Consider the following 3651-nt stretch of genomic DNA (forward strand, 5'->3'; position numbering starts at 1 on the left):
AAAAGTTCACCCTAAAAGTTTTTGGATAAACCCCAAAAGATTTTGGTTACCCAAACCTTTAAACAAATATGAAATGATGTATTTGCCCATATTTGTTCATCGACAACTCCCAATGGTTTTTGCGTTGCTAAAATCAAATGAATGCCTAATGATCTTCCAATACGAGCCAATTCTTTGATAGCTTCTAAACTTTGTCTTGCTTGTTCTTTTAACTGTGCAAATTCATCCACCACAATTAATAAATGACATAATTTAGGACTATATAAGCGATTATAGTCATCAATATGAGAAACTTTTCCTTCTTTCAATTGTTTTTCACGTACATGAATAAAATGCTTCATACATATAAGAAATCGTTCTAAACTATGATCTAAATTCGTTATAACACTTGCACAATGCGCAAATCCTTCAAAGGAATAAGAAAAAGCTCCTCCTTTAAAATCAATTAAAATAAAACGTAATAATGAAGGTGAATTATTATGAATCAACTGCATTAAAATCAATGCTAGTAATTCTGATTTTCCAGACCCAGTAGTACCTGCAACCAAGCCATGTACGCCATCTTTTGTTTCATCTAAATCAAGTTCAATGACCTTACCATTTTTTTCCAGTCCCAATAAAACTTTTAAATTTACTAATTCGTATGAACATTCTTTATTTAATAAATCAAATGGTGAAATCGTTTCTTGTATGTTCATTCTTTGATGGTTTTCATAAGAAAAAGGATACTTTAGTTTCATATCATAAACATCACACTCTGGTTTCAAATCGGCATTAAAAATATACACATACGTTTGATTTTTCTTTTTATTGTGGATAAAGTTCTCTTTACTTTTTTCATCAAATATCCATAATCTTTTACCATCTTGAATGCATTTTTCATTTCCTAGAAAATAAGAATCCGCAAATGCTTTTCCTACAAGTACATATTTCTTATCATTCTTTAACATGCACATAGCCTGTAAAAAGCCATCGTTATTAGAAAAAACACGTATGCATTGTTTATCTTCAAGATAAACGGGCTTATCCATCAATAGAATATGATTTTGTTTAAAGGTATCAATGTTTTGATTCATTTTCGTATCAATATACTGAAAAGGTACGTCTTTAAACATAAATTCACAAAACAAGCTTGTTTCATAGCCAATCAATACATCATCAAAAACATATTGATGAGAAAAAAACTCTTGTTCTTGTTGCTGGAGACACTGTGATAATAAAACTTGTTCATTACTTTCTTCTTGAAACACCTGATGAAGATATTTCATGTATTGTGCTTCTTTTTGATAAATGTGATTGATACTTGTTTGATAAGATGCCTTGCGATTATACAAACCAAAGAATAGAAAAGTTATTGCCATTGTAGTCGACATACAAAACATATTCAGTAATTGATTCATTTGATCTGGTTGATTTAACCACAAAAGAAAGGTAGACAAAGAAGATGATAATAAAATCATAATGGATGAACCAATGCATTGAAATAGTTTTTGTTTCATTGGAAAATCAGACCAAGAATACGATTGTACAGGTATCTTTTGTGTTTGATAATGAATGACTTTCTTATCAATTAATGTCATTTTTTTAAATTGTGAAATTTCACTAAAATTCATTTTACTTTCCATATTAAATGGCACTTGTAGATGTCCATGTATATAAGTAAATTGATATTGTGTAATCCATATTTCATCTCCATCTTTTAGATCTATCATTTTCACTTTTTTCCCATTCACATATACACCATTAGTACTTTTTAAATCCAACAAAGTATATTTTTCTTCCTTCTTAATGATTTTAAAATGAAGATTTGATATATCTTTATCCTTAATAACCAAATTACTTTTCTTATTTCTTCCTACAACATATTCATTTGGTAATGCCACCATTGAAAAAGTTCGAACCGGTATCACACAAATTACATAGTTTTCTAATTTAAGTGAAGTTAGACAAAAGTATTCTTGATTTTGATATTGAATTTGTATGCCTTCTTTTTTTTCAAAAAATGATAAATCATGATAAATAAGAGTTTGATTAAAACTCATTGTTTTATATGTATCATTTTGATAGATTTGAATTTTTTTCATGATGTCTGATTAGAACTATAACAGGAAGTAAAATCAATAAAAGAAACCAAGGATATGAGATTTTATATTCCATTTCTTTTTCTGTTCTATTACCTGCTTCATCGATTGCCTTAACTTGAATTGAATAATATGGTTTTATCGTTGTGAATTCATAATAACTATGATTTAAATCATCTTTCTTTACTTCTTTTAGATCAATTTCTTTATCATTAATTCGAATAGAAGAAAAAGAATCGTCTGGATTTGATGCGATATAAATTTTAATTTTGTCAAATAGTGACGGTCTTTTACTTGCACCATTATTCACAACCATTTTAATAATCGGAGCCCTTGTATCTTTCTTTACTTCTTGTTTTAAAACAACCGTCTTTTCTTTTACTTCATAGACTCTTTGCGTTTGCTCAGGTTGTTGATAAGTTACACTAATACTTTTCGGTAAACGATAAAACATTAGTTCTTTTTCAAGCATTTGATTGAATTCATCTTTTATGCGAATGATACAATAAATATTTTCATCGCAATTAGCTTGATTTAAATACGTTGATAAATCATCAATTACTTGATTGTTGATTTTGTATTGTATTTGGGCATTTCGATTGGTTTCAAGATTCCATTGAGTACAGTCCATATAGTAAATGGAAGATTGATTCACTTGTTGAGAATTAAAGGTCATATTCATTTGTAAGGGACGCATATCAATGGTAATGATTTGTTCATCATAAGCTTGTTGTCCAAAACAATCTATGACATAGCTTTGAATCAAAAATTGATGAATATCATTTGTTTCTAACACAATCACATCATCAAGTGAATACGTTATTCCATCCACTGTAATCCATCCTTCTTTGATCCATGGACAGTTATATTGGACAAGTAGTGTTTGTGATTGATTGAAACTACCTGTATTCATAATTTGAATATAGGGTTTTGTATTCGTGAAATAAAAGGAATTGATTTCTTTTGATAGATAAGGATAATTAGAATCTTTTAAAATAAATTGATAATAACCTGGTATTGTCAATTGATTATTAAATTCAACCAATTGACCATCAATGTATTCTTCTATTGTTTTATTGGATAAATCCATATTAAATTCAATAAAATCAGTAGTTGTATATTCAGAATCAATGTTAGAACTTATCGCAAAGGAATCATCAATAATACTTATCTCTCTTTCGCTTTCATTTCCATATTCATCTATACACTGAATTTTTAAACTTTTATTTTCCTTAGTTAATACAATGGATTCTTCCCATTCAATGATTTCATCATCAACAAATATTGTTGTATTGGTTAAACTTATATCATCAATATTTATTTTTAATTCACATTCATCCCAAAGATGAATTTCATTATCAATTTCAAAATCATTGATTGTACAATGTATTTTGGGCGCTATAGAATCATAGAAAAATGATTGACTATCTTGGCTTAATATATTTCCTTGTTCATCTTTTAAACAATACACCAAATACGTTGTGCCTTGTGATTGAATTGTGAATGATAAATCCGATAGCAGTTGACCATCGTATATAAATTCACTGTTTTCGATATCGACTTGAGAATC

Annotated in this window: 2 protein-coding genes; both read right to left on the reverse strand. The window is 28.3% G+C overall.

Annotated features, from left to right (window positions below; all coding sequences use genetic code 11):
• Window positions 1–11 precede the first annotated feature (11 nt).
• Window positions 12–2084: an FtsK/SpoIIIE domain-containing protein gene (locus ACI313_RS00515; protein WP_439755033.1), complete on the reverse strand. Its 2073-nt coding sequence runs from the start codon at window positions 2082–2084 to the stop codon at window positions 12–14.
• The coding region (locus ACI313_RS00520; protein ID WP_439755034.1) for a hypothetical protein at window positions 2056–3651 on the reverse strand (1596 nt) is incomplete at its 5' end. The genes ACI313_RS00520 and ACI313_RS00515, both read right to left, overlap by 29 nt.

This window comes from Floccifex sp. (assembly GCF_051873495.1).
Classification (GTDB): Bacteria; Bacillota_I; Bacilli_A; order Erysipelotrichales; family Erysipelotrichaceae; genus Floccifex.

What these genes read in the sequence shown, in the direction of transcription:
- ACI313_RS00515 (WP_439755033.1), bottom strand. Translation starts at nt 2,084, where the DNA reads ATGAAAAAAATTCAAATCTATCAAAATGATACATATAAAACAATGAGT.